Source organism: Kaistella sp., from assembly GCF_041824135.1.
Classification (GTDB): Bacteria; Bacteroidota; Bacteroidia; order Flavobacteriales; family Weeksellaceae; genus Kaistella.
In genome coordinates, this window is the sequence record NZ_JBGZYM010000069.1 from 16011 (window position 1) to 38900 (window position 22890).

Annotated in this window: 20 protein-coding genes and 1 pseudogene; 6 read left to right on the plus strand and 15 right to left on the minus strand. The window is 36.0% G+C overall.

The genetic code is table 11. The annotated features are described in order from the left end of the window. The first annotated feature begins 90 nt into the window (after positions 1 to 90). On the plus strand, positions 91 to 2712 hold the full coding sequence (locus tag ACEYOS_RS07450) for a glucosidase (protein ID WP_373797549.1): 2622 nt from the start codon (positions 91 to 93) through the stop codon (positions 2710 to 2712). 55 nt (positions 2713 to 2767) lie between these two features. On the opposite strand, the gene ACEYOS_RS07455 is transcribed toward ACEYOS_RS07450, so the two are convergent. From ACEYOS_RS07455 to ACEYOS_RS07485, 7 genes and pseudogenes are all read right to left on the minus strand, one after another. Further along, the gene (locus ACEYOS_RS07455) at positions 2768 to 3196 is read right to left on the minus strand and encodes an OsmC family protein (protein ID WP_373709425.1); all 429 of its coding nucleotides are present in this window, start codon (positions 3194 to 3196) and stop codon (positions 2768 to 2770) included. 147 nt (positions 3197 to 3343) lie between these two features. After that, a pseudogene (locus ACEYOS_RS07460) lies at positions 3344 to 4667 on the minus strand (DUF58 domain-containing protein). Between the two features lie 329 nt (positions 4668 to 4996). Beyond that, a complete protein-coding gene (locus ACEYOS_RS07465; protein WP_373709424.1) occupies positions 4997 to 6004 on the minus strand; it encodes an AAA family ATPase in 1008 nt (335 codons plus the stop codon). Between the two features lie 51 nt (positions 6005 to 6055). Beyond that, positions 6056 to 7213, minus strand: a complete 1158-nt coding sequence (locus ACEYOS_RS07470; protein WP_373709423.1) for a DUF4350 domain-containing protein — start codon at positions 7211 to 7213, stop codon at positions 6056 to 6058. Between the two features lie 28 nt (positions 7214 to 7241). Beyond that, entirely contained in the window at positions 7242 to 8030 is a 789-nt protein-coding gene (locus ACEYOS_RS07475; RefSeq protein WP_373709422.1) for a DUF4129 domain-containing protein, read from the minus strand. Beyond that, a complete protein-coding gene (locus ACEYOS_RS07480; RefSeq protein ID WP_373709421.1) occupies positions 8020 to 8988 on the minus strand; it encodes a DUF4013 domain-containing protein in 969 nt (322 codons plus the stop codon). The genes ACEYOS_RS07475 and ACEYOS_RS07480 overlap by 11 nt, the downstream gene beginning before the upstream one ends. Further along, a complete protein-coding gene (locus ACEYOS_RS07485) occupies positions 8945 to 9949 on the minus strand; it encodes a stage II sporulation protein M (protein ID WP_373709420.1) in 1005 nt (334 codons plus the stop codon). The genes ACEYOS_RS07480 and ACEYOS_RS07485 overlap by 44 nt, the downstream gene beginning before the upstream one ends. 22 nt (positions 9950 to 9971) lie before the next feature. Here ACEYOS_RS07485 and ACEYOS_RS07490 point away from each other — a divergent pair, with 22 nt between their 5' ends. Together ACEYOS_RS07490 and ACEYOS_RS07495 are read left to right on the plus strand one after the other, a co-directional pair. Continuing rightward, positions 9972 to 10724 (plus strand): RDD family protein, encoded by a 753-nt coding sequence (locus ACEYOS_RS07490; RefSeq protein ID WP_373709419.1) that lies wholly within the window; start codon positions 9972 to 9974, stop codon positions 10722 to 10724. Positions 10725 to 10913: 189 nt separating this feature from the next. After that, entirely contained in the window at positions 10914 to 11204 is a 291-nt protein-coding gene (locus ACEYOS_RS07495) for a GNAT family N-acetyltransferase (RefSeq protein ID WP_373709418.1), read from the plus strand. A gap of 53 nt (positions 11205 to 11257) precedes the next feature. Here the strand turns inward: ACEYOS_RS07495 and speB are convergent, their stop codons facing one another. Beyond that, the gene (gene speB / locus ACEYOS_RS07500) at positions 11258 to 12112 is read right to left on the minus strand and encodes an agmatinase (RefSeq protein WP_373709417.1); all 855 of its coding nucleotides are present in this window, start codon (positions 12110 to 12112) and stop codon (positions 11258 to 11260) included. Between the two features lie 192 nt (positions 12113 to 12304). On the opposite strand from speB, the gene ACEYOS_RS07505 reads away from it, so the two are divergent. Both ACEYOS_RS07505 and ACEYOS_RS07510 read left to right on the plus strand, forming a co-directional pair. Further along, positions 12305 to 13660 carry an alpha/beta fold hydrolase gene (locus tag ACEYOS_RS07505; RefSeq protein WP_373709416.1) on the plus strand — a complete coding sequence of 452 codons (1356 nt, stop codon included), beginning with the start codon at positions 12305 to 12307 and terminating at the stop codon, positions 13658 to 13660. Positions 13661 to 13744: 84 nt separating this feature from the next. Next, positions 13745 to 14404, plus strand: a complete 660-nt coding sequence (locus tag ACEYOS_RS07510) for an HAD family hydrolase (RefSeq protein ID WP_373709415.1) — start codon at positions 13745 to 13747, stop codon at positions 14402 to 14404. A 220-nt stretch (positions 14405 to 14624) separates the two neighbouring features. Here the strand turns inward: ACEYOS_RS07510 and ACEYOS_RS07515 are convergent, their stop codons facing one another. The 7 genes from ACEYOS_RS07515 to ACEYOS_RS07545 all read right to left on the minus strand — a co-directional run bounded on the left by ACEYOS_RS07515 (position 14625) and on the right by ACEYOS_RS07545 (position 22497). Then, complete coding sequence (locus ACEYOS_RS07515; protein ID WP_373709414.1) at positions 14625 to 16016, minus strand: arginine decarboxylase; 1392 nt, start codon at positions 16014 to 16016, stop codon at positions 14625 to 14627. Positions 16017 to 16095: 79 nt separating this feature from the next. Beyond that, on the minus strand, positions 16096 to 16755 hold the full coding sequence (locus ACEYOS_RS07520; protein WP_373709413.1) for a thiamine diphosphokinase: 660 nt from the start codon (positions 16753 to 16755) through the stop codon (positions 16096 to 16098). Further along, positions 16718 to 17287 carry a cob(I)yrinic acid a,c-diamide adenosyltransferase gene (locus tag ACEYOS_RS07525; protein ID WP_373709412.1) on the minus strand — a complete coding sequence of 190 codons (570 nt, stop codon included), beginning with the start codon at positions 17285 to 17287 and terminating at the stop codon, positions 16718 to 16720. The genes ACEYOS_RS07520 and ACEYOS_RS07525 overlap by 38 nt, the downstream gene beginning before the upstream one ends. A gap of 63 nt (positions 17288 to 17350) precedes the next feature. Continuing rightward, positions 17351 to 18190 (minus strand): alpha/beta fold hydrolase, encoded by an 840-nt coding sequence (locus ACEYOS_RS07530; protein ID WP_373709411.1) that lies wholly within the window; start codon positions 18188 to 18190, stop codon positions 17351 to 17353. A 100-nt stretch (positions 18191 to 18290) separates the two neighbouring features. After that, positions 18291 to 19184, minus strand: coding sequence for a ribokinase (locus ACEYOS_RS07535; RefSeq protein WP_373709410.1), 894 nt, complete (start codon positions 19182 to 19184; stop codon positions 18291 to 18293). A gap of 59 nt (positions 19185 to 19243) precedes the next feature. Then, entirely contained in the window at positions 19244 to 19879 is a 636-nt protein-coding gene (locus ACEYOS_RS07540; RefSeq protein WP_373709409.1) for a DUF4241 domain-containing protein, read from the minus strand. After that, a complete protein-coding gene (locus ACEYOS_RS07545; RefSeq protein WP_373739229.1) occupies positions 19876 to 22497 on the minus strand; it encodes a valine--tRNA ligase in 2622 nt (873 codons plus the stop codon). The genes ACEYOS_RS07540 and ACEYOS_RS07545 overlap by 4 nt, the downstream gene beginning before the upstream one ends. 127 nt (positions 22498 to 22624) lie before the next feature. Between ACEYOS_RS07545 and ACEYOS_RS07550 the strand changes: the two genes are divergently transcribed. Beyond that, positions 22625 to 22890, plus strand: a 266-nt coding sequence (locus ACEYOS_RS07550) for a DUF1573 domain-containing protein (RefSeq protein WP_373797550.1), incomplete at its 3' end; no start/stop codon positions are given.

A 22890-nucleotide genomic window follows, 5' to 3' on the forward strand; every position in this document is an offset into this window, starting at 1 on the left:
ATTTCGATGCAAAGGAAAGCATTAAATTCAAATACCACAAATTTTGAGAAAAATTTTTATTCCTTAATTTCGCAGCAGAAATTATTTAGAATGACGGAGAAAGAAAGAATGCTCGATGAAAACTGGAAAACCTGGGGTCCATACGTAAGTAACAGACAATGGGGAACGGTTCGGGAGGATTATAGCACCAATGGAAATGCGTGGGGACATACCACTTACAACGAAGCAATCAGCCGAACTTATCGTTGGAGCGAAGATGGTATTGCCGGAATCTCTGATTCTAAACAACGTCTGTGTTTTGCTTTTTCCTTTTGGAACCGCAAAGATAAAATGATCAAAGAACGTTTCTTTGGTCTTAGCAATTATGAAGGAAATCATGGTGAAGATGTAAAAGAGATCTACTATTACCTTGATAATACGCCTACCCATTCTTATATGAAGATGGTGTATAAATATCCGATCAACGAATTTCCGTACGAAGAATTAATTGCAGAAAATGGCAGACGGTCGAAGCAAGATCCGGAATTTGAGCTTATTGATACCAAAATATTTGATGATAACAATTATTTCGATCTGTTCATTGAATATGCAAAAATCAATCATGATGATTACCTGATTCGAGTCACCGCTATAAATAGAAGCACGGAAAAAGCGCCATTGGTGGTTCTGCCAACTTTATGGTTTAGAAACAACTGGAGCTGGGGTTACGGTGATTATGAACCTCAACTAAAATCTTCGGCAAATGGTGATATTGAAATTCATCACGAGTCATTACCCGTTATTAAATTATATGCAAGACACGAGAACACAGAGGTTCTCTTTTGCAATAACGAAAGTAATCCTGCTGTCATTTCAGGAGCCAGCAGCGAGCCTAAATTTTATAAAGACGGTATTAATAATTTCCTACTACACGAGGAACAATCAGCGGTAAATCCTGATAAAATCGGCACCAAAGCCTGCTTCGTTATCAACGCAGAAATTGAAGCTGGAGGAAGTCAGACTTTCGATTTTCGATTAAGTCCGCATGATATGGAAAATGCATTCTTTGATTTCGACGACATTTTTAGTTTAAGAAAAAAAGAAGCCGACGAATATTACGATGGTATTCAACACGAGATCAATGATGAAGAAGAAAAAATGATTCAAAGACAAGCTTTTGCAGGTTTACTCTGGAACAAACAATTCTATCATTACAATGTTTCTAAATGGTTGAAAGGAGATCCCGCGTTTACCGCTCCAAGAAATTTTGACGATCATGTTCGGAATAAGGAATGGGAACACATGCAGAACAAAGACATTATTTCAATGCCGGACAAATGGGAGTATCCATGGTTTGCAACCTGGGATCTGGCCTTTCACTGCGTTCCGTTTGCGATTTTAGATTCTGGTTTTGCAAAACAACAATTACGATTATTAACGAAGGAATGGTATATTCATCCGAACGGACAATTGCCAGCGTACGAATGGGATTTTAGTGATGTCAATCCACCTGTCCATGCCTGGTCGACGTTTAGGGTTTTTAAAATTGACCAAATGATCAATGGCAAACCCGACGTGCCTTTTCTGGAAAGTGTTTTTCAAAAATTATTATTGAATTTCACCTGGTGGGTGAATCGAAAAGATAAAAACGGGAATAATGTTTTTGGTGGTGGATTTTTAGGTCTGGACAATATCGGTGCTTTTGACCGAAATATGGAATTCAAGAACGGAGATCATTTAGAGCAAGCCGATGGCACAAGCTGGATGGCGATGTTCGCACTGAATATGATGCGGATCTCTATGGAATTGGCACAGTACAATCCGATCTATGAAGATATGGCTATTAAATTTTTCGAGCATTATTTATATATCGCCGAAGCCATGGAAAATATTGGCGAGACGAAAAATGGATTATGGAATGACGAAGACGGCTTTTTCTACGACCTTTTGCAATTGAATAACGGTGATTCTGTCCCCTTAAAATTAAGAAGCATTGTCGGATTAATTCCTTTGTTCGCCGTAGAAATTGTAGAACACAGCATGTTATTAAAACTTCCTAATTTCCTGGATAGAATGCAGTGGATCCTTAAAAACAAACCGCATTTGGCTGATTTGGTTTCCCATTGGGAAGTTGAAGGTAAAGATGGAAAACACATGATGAGTATTCTGCGAAAAAACCGATTAAAAAGAGTTTTGAATAGAATGGTCGATGAAAATGAATTTTTATCAGATTACGGAATTCGGTCCATGTCGAAGGTTTATGAAAATGACCCCTTTAATTTTTCTATTGATGGAAAAAAGGTAACTGTAAAATATACACCAGCCGAAAGTGACAGCAGCATGTTCGGCGGTAACAGCAACTGGCGCGGTCCAATTTGGTTCCCGATTAACTTTTTGATTGTGGAGAGTTTACAGCGTTTCCACTATTATTATGGTGACAATCTGCAGATTGAATATCCAACCAACAGTGGTGAAAGTCGAAATCTCGATTTTGTTGCGACTGATTTAAGCACACGCCTCTACTCTATTTTCAGTAAAGATGAAGATGGAAACCGACCTTTCAACGGTGGAAATAATTTATTGAATCACAATGAATTTTTTAAAAATTACATTATGTTTCATGAGTATTTCAATGGTGATACCGGCGAAGGAATTGGCGCTTCTCACCAAACCGGCTGGACAGCGACGATCGCTAAGTTAATTCAACCGAGAATGGGCTCGAGATCGAGATAACAATTAAAAAGCAGCATTTTGAAATGCTGCTTCTATTATTTTAAAGGAAACTAATTTATTCTCCTACTTTCTCTCCATTCACGAAAACCTCATAATTCACGGTTACATTCGGCTCCATGGTTTTGGAAACAGAACAGTATTTTTCGAATGAAAGTGCAGCGGCGCGTTCTGCTTTTTTCGGATCGATATTTCCGTCCACAAAAAATTTAACCATAATGGTTTTGAAAGGTTTTGCTTCGTCAACTTCAATTCTTTCGCCTTCCACTTCTGCTTTGAATCCCGTGATTTCCTGTCGTTGCTTTTTTAGGATCGAAACCATATCGATTCCGCTGCAACCGGCAACGGCCATTAAAATAGTTTCCATGGGAGAAACGCCTTTCGTTCCTTCTGATTGAGAAGTATTGTCTAATAGGATTTTGTTGCCCAACGAATTGGTACATTCAAATAAATAATCGTCGTTGATTCTATTAAGGGTAATTTTCATAAGTTTTAAATTTAATGTTTAAAGACGCTTCGACAAGCACAGTTCTAAAAAAGTTCAGCATCTCTACTTTGTCAGACTGAGCCTGTCGAAGTCTTTCAAATTACTGAGCATTTTCAGATGATTTCAAAATTAAGAAAATTGAAAGGATTAAAGAATTCCTCTTGCTTTAATTTCTAAATATTTATTGATGACTTCAATATTCAGATTTTCCGGCAAAGTATAAACCGTATAAATTCCAAACTTTCGAAGTTCCTGAATAATTAATTTCTTTTCGTACTCAAATTTTTCGGCGATGATCTCATCATATACTTCCTGAATATTCTCCGGATTGGTATTGATCAAACTTTGAAGTTCAGAATTTTTAAAGAAAATAATCACCAGCAAATGGTTTTTGGCAATTCCGCGCAGGTATTTCATCTGACGGTTCACCGCGTCCAAGGTTTCAAAATTGGTAAAAAGCAAGATCAAACTTCTTTGTCCAATCGTATATTTTACATCCTGATATAAACGGTTAAAATCACTTTCAAAAAAATTAGTTTGAATTTTATAAAGCGATTCAGAAATTTTCCTTAACTGTCCAGATTTATTATCAGCAGCGACTTTATGTTCCGTTTTTTTTGGAGAACGTCATCATTCCGGCACGGTCATTTTTTTTGAGAATAATGTGACTTAAAGCCATCGTCGCGTTGATCGAATAATCGAGTAAACTTAACCCGTTGAAAGGCATTTGCATCGTTCTGCCATTATCGATCAACATGAAAATCCGCTGTGATTTCTCATCCTGAAACTGATTCAGCATCAATTGATTTCGTTTTGAAGTCGCTTTCCAATTGATCGTTCGCACATCATCGCCAGGCACATATTCTTTGATCTGTTCGAATTCCATCGTGTGACCAAGTTTCCGGATCTTTTTAATTCCGCCTAAAAGAAACTCATTTTGAAGCGCCATCAATTCATATTTTCTTAAATGAATAAAAGACGGATAACTCGGCAACATCGCTTCTTTCTGAAAAGTAAATCGCTTAGAAACCAATCCTAAATGCGATTGCGCAAATACATTAAGGTTTCCAAAACTGTATTCACCGCGTTCTTTCGGTTCGAGAATATATTCAAAAAGAATGTTTTTATTTTTATCAATCTTCCTTTCAATATTAAAATCTCGCTTCTGAAATTGAAACGGAATCTCGTCAATCACCTTTGTTTTAATGGTAAACGGATAATTATTTTTTAAATCAACTTTTATGGAGTTCTGATCACCATTTGATAATTTCTCCGGTAAAATTCTTTGTGCTTGAACGGCATTTTTTTGATTAAACAAAAGCATAAAATCAAAAATAAAAGCGATCACCACCAAAGTCAATAAACCATGCGCGATCCACATTAAAACCGGAAAGAAAAAAGCCAGAATATAGGTAAATCCCACGCCGAAAAGCGTGAAGAAAAAAGGGTTATTGATGTATAGATTTTTCATTGTTTATTTTATCATCGAACTTTTTACTAAAAAGAGTTTTTTTTCAACCACAAAGTCACAAAGTTTTTATTTCATTAAAGTGGAAAATTACACTTCTTACAAGCACATCATAGGAAAAGGAAATAATTGGATTTGATCTGATAAACACATTAGTCACATTAGTTTCAGTCAAATACAAAGTTTACATTAGTTTTTGCAATTCAATTTCCAGAGGCAACCTTAATGAACTTAACTTCTTAATAGATCTTAATGGTTAAATTTTAAATTTTGAAATCTGTTTTACTATTTTTCAAATAACTCATTACCAATTACTTATTGCTAATATGAAATTATCTCGGGATTTCAATAGCCTGTAAGATCTGGCGAATAATTTCATCGGCGGTCAAACCTTCCATTTCACGTTCCGGAGAAACCATAACTCGGTGACGTAGTACGGCATAACTTGCTTCTTTGATATCTTCTGGTGTTACGAAATCTCGACCACGAACTGCGGCAAAAGATTTGGAAGCCGTCAATAAAGCCAAACTTGCACGAGGCGACGCACCCAAGTAGAGGAATTGATTCTCTCTTGTGTTCACAATAATTTTCGCAATATATTCTAACAATTGAGTTTCTACGACTACATCTCGTACCAAATTCTGATACGTCTTCAACTGCGCTCCGGAAATCACTTTCTGAACAGCATCAGTTTTATCTTCCAACCTGTTTTCGTGTTGGTTTTTAATGATCTGTACTTCTTGCGAAAGATTCGGATAACCCACATTTATTTTGAAAAGAAAACGGTCGAGTTGCGCTTCCGGAAGTCGATACGTTCCTTCGTGCTCAATTGGATTTTGAGTTGCAACTACCAAGAAAGGCTCCTGCATTTCGTATTGTTTTCCATCCATGGTGATCTGTCGTTCTTCCATGACTTCAAACAAAGCGGCCTGGGTTTTTGCTGGCGAACGGTTGATCTCATCAATTAAAATAAAACTGGAAAATATGGGTCCTTTTTTAAATTCAAATTCAGAATTCTTCACATTAAAAATCGAAGTTCCCAAAATGTCAGACGGCATTAAATCCGGTGTAAACTGAATTCTGCTGAACCCAACATCGATCGTTTTTGCCAATAATTTTGCCGTAATGGTTTTCGCCACGCCAGGAACACCTTCAATCAAAACATGACCATTGGATAAAAGTGCGACCAATAAATGCTCGATCATCGATTCTTGTCCGATAATCACTTTTCCGATTTCGGCTTTTACCAATTCCAAACTTTGTTGAAGTTCGGTCATATCCAATCGGGAATGAAATTCTGTATTTGTATTTTCTAGATTTTGATTTTCAAAATTTTCCATAATTATATTGGGTTCAATGGTATTCAATTTTATAGTTAAATTGCTGTTATTTTAAAGTAAAATTTCGTCTAACAATTTATTCATTCTTATTAAATCTTCCTGCATTACGTTTGAATAAGGATCCTGTCCTTTCTTGATCAATTCGGTGGCTTCTTTAATTTTCTCCACACTTTTTCCTGTTTTCAAATGAAGGAGTTGAATAAATTTCTCATCTAGATCTTTGGTGTCAATCATTAAATGCATTCGCACACGATTCAGGAAATACTGTGCTTTTTTGGCCATCATATCGTGGAAATCTCCTTCCTGTAGATATAAATTTCCGATGCTTTTTACAAATTCAACCGATTTATTTTTCTTGGGTTCGAGGATGGGAACAATTCTCTGTTTCCGTTTCGCATTAAAAATGATAAACAATAAAAGTCCGCCTAATAATAACCACCAAGCATACCGCAATCCAGGATTGGCCAAAATAAATCGCAAAGGCGAGCGGGACTCGGCGACATTTTTATTGGCACCAGAAAACCAAACCGTTTCGCGATCAGGAAGATAAGAAAATACATCCTGAACATATTTTTCATTTCCGGGTTTTAATAGATAATAATTGGTGAGCATCAAAGGTTCTAAATGCAAATAAAGATGACCTTTACCATGATTGACTTTAATGAAATTCGCCATTTTCAGATCGCTGATCTCTTTACCTAAAATCTCATCCTTTTCCATAATCAGGTCAAACCCTTTTCCGGAAGGCAGTTTATCTATTTTTAAAGAATCACGTGCGAACTTAGTGTCTGTCAATAATAATAAATTAGAATCTTCAAAACTTATTGTGGTGGTAGTGAAGGCAAGCGAATCGGCGATGTCTGCACTAAAAGATCCCGCAATAACCATCGCATCGGAACCTTTTTCTACATTTTGCAGAATTTTATTCCAGGATTCTGAATCTAATTTAGATTCTATAATTAAAATATTATGCGGTTTTAATTTTTGAGTTTTGTAGAAATCATAGGGCGAAAGATCGGTTCGTTTTACCTTTTCATTTAAAAGATGATTCGCCTCTTTGCTAAAGATGTACAACCCAAAAGGTGATTTTTCGTTTACATCAAAATTCTTACGCCAATCGGTCACCTCGGATTTGCTGAGTTCCAGCAACGCCAAAACCACCATCACGATGATGAAAATTAAACCATATAATTTGAATGTTTTATTCATATTTTATTTCAACCCTGAAACGGCTTTTCTATATCTTAAAATTTAAAAACTTCTGTTTGAAGTGCGTATAACTTTTTTCATTAACTTCAAATTCGCCATACCAAACATAGTCAAAAATATAAGCCAGTTCTTTGAAACCCATCTTTAATTCTTTGGTTTTTAACTCTGACAGATAATCTTTATTTGTTTTTTCCGGATTCCAATTGATGAGTTTTTTATCTGCCAGTTTCTTTAAGACCAATAAAAATTGATATCGAACTGCGGAACGGTAATCATTCTGTCTTTCGAATTTCTCGATGCTTTCACTAAAATTAATTTCGTGAATATTTTCCTGAAGATCCTGATCGGCAATATTGATCTTCTTATTTTTCTTGCTGAAAAAGAAATTCCCGTCTTTGCCCAATAAAAATTTAATTAAAAAGTAAAGCACAAAACCGATGATAATGACCGCGAAAATCCGCATAATATTTTCCGCATAGGAAGCCGTTTGGTTGGGATTAACTTTACCGAAAATAGATTCCAGAATTTTCATGATTCTTTTCTGAATCTTTTGCCAAAGAGATTCTCGCGGTTTTATCGTCGTGTAGTCGTAATCAGCACCTTTATATTTGGATTGAAATTTCTCTTCAAAACTTTTTGGAAAAATAATATTATCGGTCGTAGGATTTTTAATTAAAAGAGAATCCGTGTAATATTGATCGTCGTAGTAAATTTCAACAGAATCTTTTAAACCAGACATCGGTGGTGGCATAAGTTCCTGAGAATTTCCGGATATAAATTGTAATAGAAAAATGAAGATGAATATCCTAAATTTCATGGGTACCAATCGTGTCGATTTCTGATAAGTCAATATTGCGGTGAAGGTCGGTTCGGCTGTCGTAATACTGCAAACCGGAGTTTACAAAAATCACGTTGATCATTAAAAATGAAAATAGCAACGAAACGCCATACAAGATAAAAATGAAAATTCCCATCGGACCTTCAAAAGGATTTTGTTGCAAGTCACCAGTTTCCGGAATCGTCATCATTCCGCCAAAAATGAACATCATTGGGATCATGGTGAAAATTGAAGCAATCGTTTGAATGATGAAATACATGACAATCGTTGAACCCCAATATTTCCAAAAAGGAGATTTCTCTCTTCCGTTTTTATAAGAGAATTGCGCTCTCACCGCATAACTTAAAGATTCAAAAAAACCTTTCTTAGTATTAAAATAATCGAACATTAAAAAATTAACGACATTCATTAAGGCAGGTCCTAACAATATCAATAAAAGAAATCCGATCAGGATGAACATTAAAACGATCGATATTCCGAAAACGATCATTGCCAATGGAGTTACAATAAAAAATAATCCCAGAAATAATTTTAAAAACCGTCCGATATTGCTTTTTAAATCATTTAAAATTTCATCAGCTTTAATGTTTTTATTTCCGGTTTCAGTCAGTCTTTTCAAATATAAAATCGGATACGAATAGGAAACCATCGTCACCGCCAAAAACAGAATGAAAACGATTGTTGATATTAAAATCAGCATCGCTGAATTCTCTTGAAAATAGGCTTCGAAATAATAATTTTGTCCGCTGGTGTTGGAACCCATCATTTGCGAGAAAAGTTCCCGATATCCAAAAACGAAGATAACCACCATCAGAATTAATAAAATCCCATTGATCAAAAGATAATTTTTAAAATAGTTCTTTCCGTGTTCTTTGAAAAAAGCAAACGTGTCGCTAATGAACGCTCCGAAGTCCCGTTTCTGATAAAATTGCATCATGTATTTTTGATTTTTTTACTACTAAATAAGGATAGATAAAATAATAATAACCGACCAAAGAAAGCGTCCCGAAAATGAGAAGTCCATTTAGAAATCCAGGCATTACCAAAGCATATCTCGTGACATAACCTTCGATAATTCCTGCGATAATCGTAAATGGAACCGTACTTAAAAATATTTTAAAAGCATCTTTGAAACCTAATTTAAAGGAATTAAAACGCGAATACGTTTTCGGAAATAAAATCGACGCACCTAAAATTAAACCTGCCATCGCTTCCACCACCATGCTGAAAATTTCGAAAACGCCGTGAAGCCAAATTCCGCTTGCACTTTCTTTCAACGCACCATGTTCATGAAAAAAATATTGAAACGAACCAAGCATAATGCTGTTTTGCAGCAACGCATACAAAGTTCCTACACCGCCAAAAACGCCATAGATAAATAGAATAGCGCCAACTTTTAGATTATTAAAAATGATGGCGATGGCACTGCCCCAGTTCGAACCTTGTTGATAAACGCCGACTGCATTTCCTTTTTCAATATTCTCAATGGTTTTGTTGACATATTCGTCGCCCAGAATAACTCTGACGAAATCCTTGTCGTAATAGGCTGAAATAAAACCAATCAAAGTAAACAGAATGAAGAACCCGAATGCGTAAAATAAATACCGTCGATAGTGATGAACCAAAAGAGGAACTTCAGTTTTAAAGAACTCAAACAGGCGGTTTTGTTCGGATCTTTTGGTTTTATAAATTCTTTGGAAAATAAGTGAGGAAAGATTGTTTAGGTAAACCGTAGTTTTGCTTTTTGGGTAATAAGTTTGTGCAAATGACAGGTCATTCACCAAATTGATATACAGCGACGAGAGATCATCCGGATTTTTTTTAATTTTTCCTGCGATAACCTGCTCGATTCCCAACCATTTTTCTTTATTTTGTTTGATAAACGCAACCTCTCTCATTCGATGCTAAAATAATAAAAATATGTCGCTGATCGCTATAAATACTTCACAAAATGTAAATATAAATTTCAATACCGCAAGTATTGGCGAGCGTATTTTGGCCTTCGTTATAGATCTCCTCATTAAAGGAGCGTATGTTCTGATTCTTTTTTGGTTTCTTTTTCGCGTTTTTAATTTCGCTTCTTATCTTGATGGTCTAGATAATTGGTCTCAAATGGCGGTCTCTATTATACTCACGATTCCAATTCATGTTTACACTCTGGTCAGTGAAAGCCTCATGGAAGGCCAAACTTTTGGAAAAAAAGTCGTAAAAATTAAAGTCGTAAAAATCGATGGATTCCAAGCGAGTTTCGGCGATTATTTGATGCGTTGGTTTTTCAGGTTGATCGATGTTTTCTCCAATTCAGGCGTGGTCGGTTTAGTCAGCATGATCGTTTCTAAACACAACCAAAGACTGGGCGGAGTCGCTTCTGGCACCGCAGTGATCTCCCTAAAAAACCGAGTAAACATTTCACATACCATTTTAGAAAACCTCAAAGAAGATTACATTCCTCTTTTCCCACAAGTTATTGCGTTGACCGATAACGATGTGAGAATCATTAAAGAAAATTATCAAAAAGCATTAAAAATTGATGACCGTCAAGTCGTTTCAAAACTCTCAACCAAAATTAAAGAGATCCTAAAATTAGAAATCGATCCTACCAAAATGACCGAACGCCAATTCATCAACGTCGTCATTAAAGACTATAATTTTTACACGGGAAAAGATTTTTAAATGGTAATTTGGGCAGACTAATCTCTCGTCTTTGGGACGAGATTCCCGCTTTTTTATTCCACTTCGTTTCATAAAAAGAGCTCCACTCAAGTCGGGCTGCAATGATCGCATCCGAACGAGATCAGTTATAATTAGAAAATTTTTCTTCCATTTATTTTCCTTAAATTTAAGGAACTAAAAAAGATTACAATGAAATACGAAAATAACAGATCAGGAAACGGTGGCGTTTTAACTTTGAGTAAGGAAGAGGACGAAGTAGGCAGATTAACCTACACCATTTTCCCGGACGAAAATAAATTAGTCATTTCTTACGTCTTGGTTCATTCAAAATTCGAAGGAAAAGGAATGGGGAAATATTTGGTTGAAGAAGGAATCAAATTCGCCCGAGAAAACAACTGGAAAGTTTATCCACATTGCTCTTACGCGCGTTCCGTCATGAACAGAATGAAAGATGTAGATGATATTTTATTAGAACGTTAAAATACAAAACCCATAGAAATTCTATGGGTTTTACTTTATGGATTTCTCTAATCTTAATTTTTACTGATGTGGTAATACGCCAACATTTTGTAGTATAATTTCGCTGCTAAAAACGCAGTCGGTTTCGGCATTGGGGAATCCATTAACTCAACAATATCAAAAGCAACCACATTACATTTTTCAAATACTTTTCTCAGTAATTCCAAAGTTGGATACCATTGCAGACCTCCTGGTTCTGGAGTTCCCGTTGATGGAGCGATCGATGGATCGAAAGCATCCAAATCGATCGTGATATAAACATTTCCGGAAACTTTATCCAAAACGTCATTGATCCAGTTTTCATTATTTGCAATTTGGTGAGCCCAGAAACACTGTTCTTTATTTACATATTGCATTTCTTCAATATCCATAGAACGGATTCCAACCTGAACCAAATTATGTTTCTGGCTGGCTTCATAAACCGCACAGGCATGATTAGAAGTAGATCCGTGAAAATCCGGACGTAAATCGGTGTGGGCATCTAATTGCAAAACCGTTAGATTTTCATATTTCTCACCAACCGCCCGAATAGAACCGATCGACACCGAATGTTCACCACCAAAAAGAGTAAATAGCTTTCCATCGTTAGCAAGGAGTTCTTTGGTTTTGTCGTAAACAGCTTCGGTCATGGCTTCAGGAGAAGATTTCTCTGTGATATCTCCCGCTAGATAAACTCCTTCTAAATAGGGTTCTGTACTGGTTTCGATATCGTACAATTCCATATTTTCTGAAGCGTCTAAAAAAAGTTCCGGACCTTTGTCAGCACCTTTTCCCCAGGTAGAAGTTCCATCGTAAGGAACGGTTACGAGCATTACTTTCGAGGTTTCTAATTGAGCATTTTCTTCCGGAATATCTGCGTATGTTTTCATATTATTTTTGAATGTAGTTTTTTCTTGTTTAGAAATTCAAAGATAAAAATTTCAAAATAATTCTGCGCGTTTTCTGAAGTCGTATAGATAATAGAAAGTAAGTTTTATAAATTTTCAGTTTATCCAATTAAATAAATCACTATTTTTATATTCAACTTCCTAAAGACCATCTTGAATCAAAAATGCAAACACATGAAAACTAAATACATCATCGGATTGTTTTTATTTACTTTCCAGCTGGTTTTCTCCCAAAAGATTACCGGTTTCTGGTATGGAAAACTAGATGTTCAGGGACAAACATTACCGCTAGTAGTTCATATTGAAAAAGTAGGAAATGATTTAAAATCTTCTTTCGACAGTCCACTGCAAGGAGCAAAAGGAATCCCAATAAAGAATACTTTATTTGAAAACAATGAACTAAAATTTGCCGCTCCTGATTTAGGAATTATATTCACAGGAAGGTTGAACGCTGCTACAATCGAGGGAACATTTACACAAAGTGGACTGAGCTTTCCTCTGATTCTTACAAGAAACGAAGAGACCACAGTTTTGAATCGACCACAAACTCCAAAACCTCCTTTTAATTATAATTCCAATGATGTTACTTTTAAAAATGATACAGAAGGAAACGTACTCGCCGGAACGATTGCAGAACCACAAAACTTTAAAAAAAATCAACCCATATTGGTAATGATTACCGGAAGTGGCGCACAGAACAGAAATGAAGAAATGTTTGAGCATCAACCTTTTTGGGTCATCGCAGATTATTTGGCAAAAAAGGGAATCGCAACTTTACGTTTAGATGATCGTGGAATTGATGGTTCGGAAAAAGGCAAAGCGGACGCTACGTCCGCTGATTTCGCCACCGATATTAATTCAGCGGTTAATTATTTAGTAAAAAACGGATACAAAAACATCGGTCTTATCGGTCACTCAGAAGGTGGCATGATTGCGCCAATGGTTGCAAATACGAACAAAAAGGTAAAGTTTCTAGTTCTTCTTGCCGCTCCCGGCATTCCCATTATCGAGTTGACTTTGGATCAGAATAAAAAACTTGCAGAAAGTGCAAATCTACCACAAGCTGCGATTGATGAAGTATTGGCCATAAAATCCAAAACATTTACTTACGCCAAACGCTATGAAGGAAAAGATTTCAAAGCCGATTTTACAAAATATCTACAGGAAAATTATCCGAACATGTCTGCGCAAGAAAGGGTAGCTTACATTGCTCAAATGTCGTCACCTTGGTTTCAATATTTCATCAAGTTTAATCCAAACGATTATTTATCTAAAGTTAAGATTCCAGTTTTAGCAGTCGATGGAAGTTTAGATTTGCAGGTTTCTGCAAAAGAAAATTTAGCCGGAATTAAAAACTCAATGACGAAAGCAGGAAACAAGAATTTTGAAATTGTAGAATTCGAAGGTTTAAATCATCTTTTCCAAACCGCAACAACCGGAAATCCTTCTGAGTATGGACAAATTGAAGAAACTTTTTCACCTAAAGTTTTAGACAAAATCAGTTCCTGGATTTTACAATTACAAAAATAGAACTAACCCGTGAACCCTTTGAAAGACTGAAAGGCTTTTAAGAAAAGTAAATAATTGTTTTCCTAAATTTGTAAAAATTTTTGAATGCCATTAAAAGCAGTTTTATTCGACATGGACGGTGTAATCGTTGACACCGAACCACTCCACAGAAGAGCATATTTTCAAATGTTTGAAGATTTAGAAATTGAAGTTTATGAAGAATTATACACTTCTTTTACGGGTGCCTCGACTAAAAAGGTTTGCAATACGTTAATCGAAAATCATCAGTTAAGTCAATCACACGAAGAGTTGGCGCTAATTAAAAGAAAGTACTTCAAGCATTATTTTTATAATGATGCTGATTTTAATTTGCTTCCAGGAGTGAAAAGTTTGATTGAAAATTATTTTGAAAACGGAATTAAACTGGTGTTGGCTTCTTCTGCAAGTATGGTGACGATCAACATGGTTTTTGAAAAATTCGGGCTCGAAAAATATTTCGTTGGAAAAATTAGTGGTGCGGATCTGAAAGAATCGAAACCTCATCCGGAAATTTTTCTTCTTGCATCGGAAATCGCTGATGAACCTAAAGAAAACTGTATGGTCATAGAAGATTCCACGAATGGAATTATCGCTGCTCATTCTGCCGGAATATTTTGTACGGCCTACAAAAGTGAACATTCTGTGGGTCAGAATTATGACAAGGCAAACTTGTTAATTTCAGATTTTTCGGAAATTGAGGTTGAGAAGATCAGTCTTTATTTTTGAGCTGTCGCGACCGCCGAAAAGCCATTTTGTAGAGAACTGCTTTGAAAAGAAATCTGATCGTTGTTCTAGCCCAGATGGCAACGGTATCCCCAAAAGGGAGGGATCAGCATTGGCTTGGGATATAGTGGACAGCTGGACCGAAAAGTAAAAAGGAGCAACTAATTTGTTGCTCCTAAATTATATCAATTAGATACGGATTAAATTTTTTGGATCTCAGTACTTAATACCCTAAAAGTTTTAGAACTTCTTCCGGTTTTTGTTCTTCCCGGAACATGGTGTAAACAAAATTGCCTTCTTCGTCTTTATCGATCAAAATATGTTTCGGCTGTGGCATCAAACAGTGGTGAACACCGCCGTAACCGCCGATGGTTTCCTGATATGCTCCGGTATTGAAAAAGCCAATATACAAAGGTTTAGTATCGCTGAAGGTCGGCAAATAAATCGCATTGGTATGCTGTTCAGAATTATAGTAATCATCTGAATCACAAGTCAATCCACCAAGAAAAACACGTTCGTAAGTATCTTCCCAACGGTTGATCGGAAGCATGATGAATTTTCTTGAAATCGCCCACGTATCAGGCAAAGTCGTCATGAAAGAGGAATCGATCATATTCCATTTTTCTCTATCATTCTGACGTTTCTGAGAAATGATTTTATAAAGATGTCCACCACTTTCGCCAACGGTAAAACTACCAAATTCGGTATAGATGTTTGGTTCTTCTACGCCTTCCTCTTCACAGAATTTTTTGATCTGCGAAACGATTTCATTGACCATATATTGGTAATCGTAATCGAAATTTAAAGAAGTTTTAATAGGAAAACCGCCACCGATATTTAAAGAATCAACTTCCGGCGCTATTTTTTTCAACCGGGCGTAAACGCGTAAACATTTGTATAATTCGTTCCAATAATAAGCGGTATCCTTGATTCCGGTATTGATGAAAAAGTGCAGCATCTTCAATCTGGCATTCGGATGATCTGCAATTTTCTGGCTGTAATATGGAATAATATCTTTATAACCAATTCCCAATCTAGAGGTGTAAAATTCGAATTTTGGTTCCTCTTCGGAAGCAATCCTGATCCCAATATTAAATTTGCAATCGATGCTTTCTGTCAGTTTATCTAACTCTCTGTAATTATCTAAAATAGGGGTAATGTTTTCAAAACCTTTGTTGATGAGATCAGAAATTTTTGCTAAATAATCGTCGGTTTTGAATCCATTGCAAATCACTTCAACATTTTTGTCGAACCTCCCTTTTTCATACAAAGAGTTTACGATGTCTATATCATAAGCAGAAGACGTTTCCAAGGAAATATCATTTTTCAGGGCTTCTTCTAAAACGAAAGCGAAATGACTGGATTTTGTGCAATAGCAATAGCGGTAACTCTTTTTATAATCATTGATTTCAAAAGCTTCTTTGAACCATGCTTTTGCACGTTGAATATTCATCGAAATCTTTGGCAAATAATTAAACTTCAGAGGAGTACCGAACTTTTCTATGACTTCCATTAAAGGAATATCGTGAAATTGAAGCGTATTATCCGCGACGTTAAATTCTTCCGTCGGGAAATACAGAGTTTGATCGATAAGTTCTGAATATTTAATCTTCATTGATTTATAAAGTTTTAATGTTTTGAATGTGCAAAGTTGCGGAAAAAAGTTGGGTTTCTATTTTAAAATTCCGTTAAAATTAGCGCTGTCTTTCATTTCCAACAAAGACGACTAAATTTCCGGTTTCGAATTCGATACTCACTTGCTTTTCCTTAGCAAAATTCCGAGTTCCGATTCTATTGGTAATATCTAAATTTTCTTGAGTTAAAGGCCAATTTAAACCTTTAGTAGTTACATTTTCTGTGGTTGGAAAAGGATATAAAGAGATCATTCGATTTTGGACATCGTTTAAGATTAAATTTTCAGGAGCAAAGAAATAGGTCGAATATTCATCAAAAAAAGAAATCTTTAAATCTTCTTTAAATTTAAAAGCTACCGTAAGATTTCCAAGGAAATGATCCATTTCACCACCACTTCCGCCGTACACATCGACGGTTTTAAATCCTCTCTCTTTGATAATCTCCAGAGATTTTTGAAAATCGGTCTTATCCTGATCTGGCGTATAGATGAATTTTGTCTGATATACATTTTCATCAATTCCAGAATGAGAATCGAAATCTCCGGAAACAAAATCGAGCTTTTCCAAAGGAAAACCTTTCTTCTTTAAATAATTAAAAGCACCATCGGAACAGGCAATTAAAGAATAATTATTAATGTTAGGAAGATTTTCTGGCGGGATTCCATTGATGAAGAGAAGTGCTTTATCGGTCATTTGGATTCCAATATTCTTCGGTTTCATTATTCAGTTTTGAAACATAACGTGCTAAAACAAATAAGTAATCAGAAAGTCGGTTCAGGTATTTTATCAATTCTGGTCGTACTTCTTCGGATTCATTTAAGAATACTAAACTTCGTTCTGCTCTTCTACAAACGGTTCTACAAACATGCAAAGAGGTTGCAGATCTGCCGCCTCCCGGAAGAATGAAATATTGCAATGGCGCTAATTCTTTTTCAAAATCATCCATCCAATGTTCCAGTTCTTCAATTTCTGTATCGGTAATCATCAAAGCCAAACGTGATTTTCCGTTGGCTAAAGTTAATTTATCCGTTGGCGTTGCGGATTCTGACCCAAGCGTAAATAAATCGAACTGAATTTTCTTCAATTGATTTAAAACCTGCTCATCTTTTACTTCACTTTTTGCCACGCCGATAAAAGAATTGAGCTCATCAATGGTTCCGTAAGATTCAACTCTTGCTGATGCTTTGGAAACACGGGTTCCACCATATAAAGCAGTTTCTCCTTTGTCGCCGGTTTTGGTATATATTTTCATTTTTTGTCAATTTAAGCTAACTGTAAATTTAGACAATTTCTACTGATTGATTTTTCTTCCACCTTAAAGTTCGTCCAATGCGATCTTCCAAAGTTTCTTATTATAACTTCTAAAATAATTGACATGTCCGATTTCGCCTTTTTCAGATTCAGAAATTTTAATTTCTCTATACGTCGTTTTTAAATTTGGATAAACATTTTTAAGCAGGTTTTTCATTCCTTTCTGCGTTACCCAAGTATCATCTTCGGCGTGAATAATAAAAGTTTTTTGACTTAATTCTTTGGAAGTATTCTCTCCTATTTTCTCATACAACTTGCTTGTCGATTTTTTATTGAGAATTAAAGTCTGCCAATCGAACGCAACGCCTTTTGGTAAAGATTCTCCCAAGCCAAATCGATGCGCGGGAAAGTAGCCAAAAAAATGAGTCATTGCGGGAAGTGTAATTCCGAAACCGAGCAACGCAGTACCAGCAACCGTAAAAGTCAAATTTCCGATGTAGGCATCTTGTGTACCTACAAAAATAAATTTCTCAAAATTTTTCGAGTAATCATTAATTCCCAGAATCAATGCTCCCACGGAATGGCCTAAACAAAATTGGGTATAATCAGGATATTCCTTTTGAATAAAATCAGTTAAAGTTTTAAAATCGACAGCTCCCCAAATTCTCATCGATGCATTGAAGCCGCGCATTTTTGCTGGTTTAGATTCGCCTATTCCCCGATAATCGTAGGTTATTACGGTAAAACCATTTTCAGCGAAATACTTTGCAAAAGAAAAATAGATCTGTTGTTTTACTCCGGTTGCAGAATTAATCAGCAGCAATTTTCCGTTGGATATTTCAGGTTCAAAAACCTTTATAGAAAGTGGAATATGATCGGAAGTATTTAGAGTCAGTTCTTTCATAGTAATGAAAATTCCACTTGTCAATAAGTGGAATTATTTTTTAAAAATATAAATTTTAATGGAATTAAAAAAGGAAAACCGATATGCTCAATATAGCAATTTACCCTGCAATGATATCTTTTAAATAAGGTAAACCACTTTGAGACCCTCTGTTCTTAGTTACTTTTAGAGAAACATCATTTCCGAATTTCACACAGTCATCAATGCTATTTCCGTGGCAAAGCGCAACGGCAAATCCTGAGGTAAAAGCATCACCCATTCCCATTTTATGTAAAACAGAATCGTGGTCGTTTCGGTAATATTTCATTTCGGTACCATTGAAATAGGTCGTAGAATTGGTATCGTCCCGCACAAATAATTTATTTGGATATTTCCGCAAAATCTGTTCCCTCGGTTCATCACCAAATATAATAGACAGCTCATTACTTTTAGCAACGATAAAAGAAGAATTTTCTATTATCTCTACAGAAAGAGGTTTTGCTGGAGAGGCATAGATCCCCATTTTCTTACCATTATTCTTTACCAGTTCTGCAGTATATTCTACCACATCCATCGGGATTTCCAGCTGAATTAAAACCAAGTCTGCTGTGGTAAAAAACTTTTCTGCTTCTGCAACATGTTGCGGTTCTAAACAATAATTAGACGCAGGCACGACTACAATAGAGTTTACCCCTTTTGCCGCCACTACATAAGCTGTTCCGGTAGCTGCTTCTTCGATTTCTACAACATAACCCACATTGACTCCTTCATCAACTAAATTTCTTAAAATCTGCTGACCAAATGGATCCATTCCTACCGCGCCAATAAAATAAGTGCTCGCCCCAAGTCGTGAAGTTGCAACAGCCTGATTGGCACCTTTCCCTCCAAAAAAACTCTCAGATTTCTCTGCCATTACCGTTTCATTAGGTTGGGGAAGATTCGCGGTATTCAAAACTAAATCTATTGAAGAACTGCCAATAACAATAATTTTAGGTTGCTCAGAAGTGATATTCATTTTTTATAACTTAGGTTTCAAATGTACTTAAATATAGGTCGACTAGGAAATATATAACCTTAATTAATTTCCACGAATTCGGAAACTACTTTTACGGGAACGTTATTTTTATCAAATCCGATATAGCTGGCATAAAACCCTTCGCCATAACCGGTTTCAAAAGCGAATAAATTTCCTGGTTTTTCGTCATTAGGTTTTAGAAAAGCGTATTGATTAACAGCGCCTTCTTCCTGGAAAAAATGTTCGTGGAAAAATTCTTCATAAATTCCTGTAAAATCGTCCCCTTTTCTTTTGAACAAATGTTGTTCCAACAGATTTAGATTTTCTTGGGTTTCATAATCCATCAAACAACCCATTCCGCTTTCCACGGGAAAACCGTAGATTTCTCCTTCTTCCAATTCAGTAAGATGTTGACCTTCTGAAGTTGCGAGTTCCCAAGTTGCAATTTCCGCAGCACTAAAAACAATTTCTGTGTAGGCGATACAATTGCTTTCGATTTCTTTATGAACCAAAACCGGAAATTCCCCGATTGGAAAAACAGTTGTAAAAGCCGGCATTTCACTGGTGATCAAAGGATCGCTAGCGACCAACTTTCCTGAAGTAAGAATTAAATTTCCTGCCTCGAACGTTTCAATTAAAGGGCTTTCTACAAAATTCTTGTTGAAAAGTTTTTTGATATTTTCGATGTGGTTCATGATAAAGTTTTCAATTTTTCTTCGAGCAGAACTAATTTATCCTGCGCATCTTTTTTCTTTTTCAATTCATTATCAACTACTTGCTGAGGCGCTCCTGCCATAAACTTTTCGTTGGATAATTTTTTATCAACTGACATCATGAAACCTTTTAAATATTTGATCTCTTCTTCAGTTTTAATTTTCTCTTCTCCTAAATCTAAGTTTTCACTTAATGGAATTGAAACTTCCGTTCCGCCAATTAAGAATGAGAATGTTGGTTTATCTGTTTTTTCAGCGAAATGAATTTGATCAATATTCGCTAATTTTCGAACTAAATTTTCATTGTCAAAAGAAACTGCATTGGTAAAAACTTCAACACTTTCACGCGGTGAAATCCCTTTGCTTTGACGGTAATTACGAACGCCAGAAATTAATTCCTTAGAAACTTCAAACTGTTTGATCAACTCTTTATCGTAATCCTGAACTTTTCTTTGCTGAGCTATAACTAAAGCCTCTTCTATCGTTCGCTCAGAGATATTCTGCCACAATTCTTCAGATAAAAATGGCATAAATGGATGCAACAATTTCATTAATTCCTCGAAATATTGAATGGTCTGATCATAAACTTCAGTAGAGATCGCTTCACCGTAATTGGGTTTAATAGCTTCTAAATACCAAGAACAGAAATCGTCCCAGATCAGTTTATATACCAAATGCAACGCGTCAGAAATTCTGAATTTCTCAAATTGATCTGCAATTTCGGCAATAGTTTTATCCATTTGATTTCCGAACCAAGCGATCGCCTGTTGGTCTGCCTCATTCGCTTTGATCGAATCATCTTTTTTCCAACCTTGAATTAATTTATTGGAGTTCCAGATCTTAGTTGCAAAATTTCTTCCCTGCAACATTAATTCTTCATCAAAAAGCAAATCGTTTCCGGCAGGTGCACTCAATAAGATTCCAACCCGAACGCCATCTGCGCCATATTTCTCCATTAATTCAATTGGATCCGGAGAATTCCCCAGTGATTTCGACATTTTCCGTCTTTGCTTATCCCGCACAATTCCGGTGAAATAAACATTTTTAAAAGGAACTTCTTTTCTATATTCGATTCCTGCCATGATCATTCGGGCAACCCAGAAAAAGATAATATCCGGTCCGGTAACTAAATCAGAAGTTGGGTAATAATAATTGATATTTTTATTTTCAGGATCGTTCAATCCATCGAAAACCGACATCGGCCATAACCAGGAAGAGAACCAAGTGTCCAAGGCGTCTTCGTCTTGCTTCAAATTTTCTACTGTCAAATTTTGGTTTCCACTTTTTTCCTGAGCTAAAGTCAGAGCTTCATTCATTGTTTCTGCTACGACGAAATCATCCTGTCCTTCACCATAAAAATAAGCCGGGATTTGTTGCCCCCACCAAAGCTGACGTGAAATATTCCAGTCGCGGATGTTTTCCATCCAGTGTTTGTAAGTGTTTTTGAATTTTTCCGGGTGAAATTTCACCTCATCATTCATCACCACGTCTAAAGCTGGCTTTGCCATTTCTGACATTTTCAAAAACCACTGAACTGAAACTTTCGGTTCGATAACCGCGCCTGTTCTTTCAGATGTTCCTACTTTATTAACGTAATCTTCTGCTTTTAATAAAAGATCATTTTGTTCTAATTCTTTAACAATTTCTTTACGAACAACAAACCTGTTTTTCCCTGAATAATGCAAACCGTGATCATTCAAATTAGCATCATCATCCAAAGAATCGATCATTGGCAAACCATGACGCTTCCCAATTTCATAATCATTGGTATCGTGGGCCGGCGTAATTTTTAAAGCTCCAGTCCCGAATTCAATATCTACATAATCATCCTCAATAATGGGAATCACGCGATTAACCATAGGAACAATCACATTCTTCCCTTTTAAATGGGCATATCTTTCATCATCAGGATTGATACAAACGGCAGTATCGCCGAAAATCGTTTCCGGACGGGTTGTTGCAACAGACAAGAATTCTTCACTTCCTTCAATCTTATATTTTAAATAAAACAGTTTTCCATTCTGCTCTTTGAAAATAACCTCTTCATCAGAAATATTGGTTTTGGCTTCCGGATCCCAGTTTACCATTCGGTAACCACGATAAATTAAACCTTTATTATATAAATCGATAAACGATTTTACCACTTGCTGAGAAAGTTTTGGTTCCATAGTGAAACTGGTACGCTCCCAATCGCATGAACAACCTAATTTCTTCAACTGCTCCAAAATTGTTCCTCCATATTTGTCGGTCCAATCCCAGGCGTGTTTTAAAAACTCTTCACGGGTAATATCTGATTTATTAATGCCTTCTTCTTTCAGTTTTGCCACTACTTTGGCCTCGGTCGCAATCGATGCGTGATCTGTTCCCGGAACCCAACATGCATTAAAGCCTTGCATTCTCGCTCTTCTAACCAAGATATCCTGAATGGTATTATTCAGCATATGACCCATGTGTAAAATCCCAGTCACATTTGGTGGTGGAATTACAATTGTGTAGGGAGGTTTTTCGTTGGGCTCGGAGTGAAAATAATTATTTTTTAGCCAGAAATCATACCATTTCTGTTCTGTTTCCTGTGGCGTATATTTCTCTGAAATCTGCATATAATATATCTTTGGCTTAATAGATGCAAAAATAGGGAAATAAAAAAAATTGACCTTACTAATAAAAAAATATTTAACTTTGTTTGTTAAACTCAATCAAATAACCAAATTTTTAAAAAATAAAAAAATGAAAAAAATCTTCGCAGGCCTATTTTTAGCCGGATCTTTTGCACTTGCTTCAGCACAAACTATTTCTTTTGACAAAACCGTTTACGAATATGGAAATGTTGCAGTTGGTGCAGATGGGCACAGAATTTTCGTTATTAAAAATACAGGAGACAAACCTCTTATCATTAGAAGAATGCAAGAATCTTGTGGTTGTACAAATCCAGAAGTTACCAAAGACCCAATCATGCCAGGAAAAACAGCTGAATTAAAAGTAGGTTACGATAC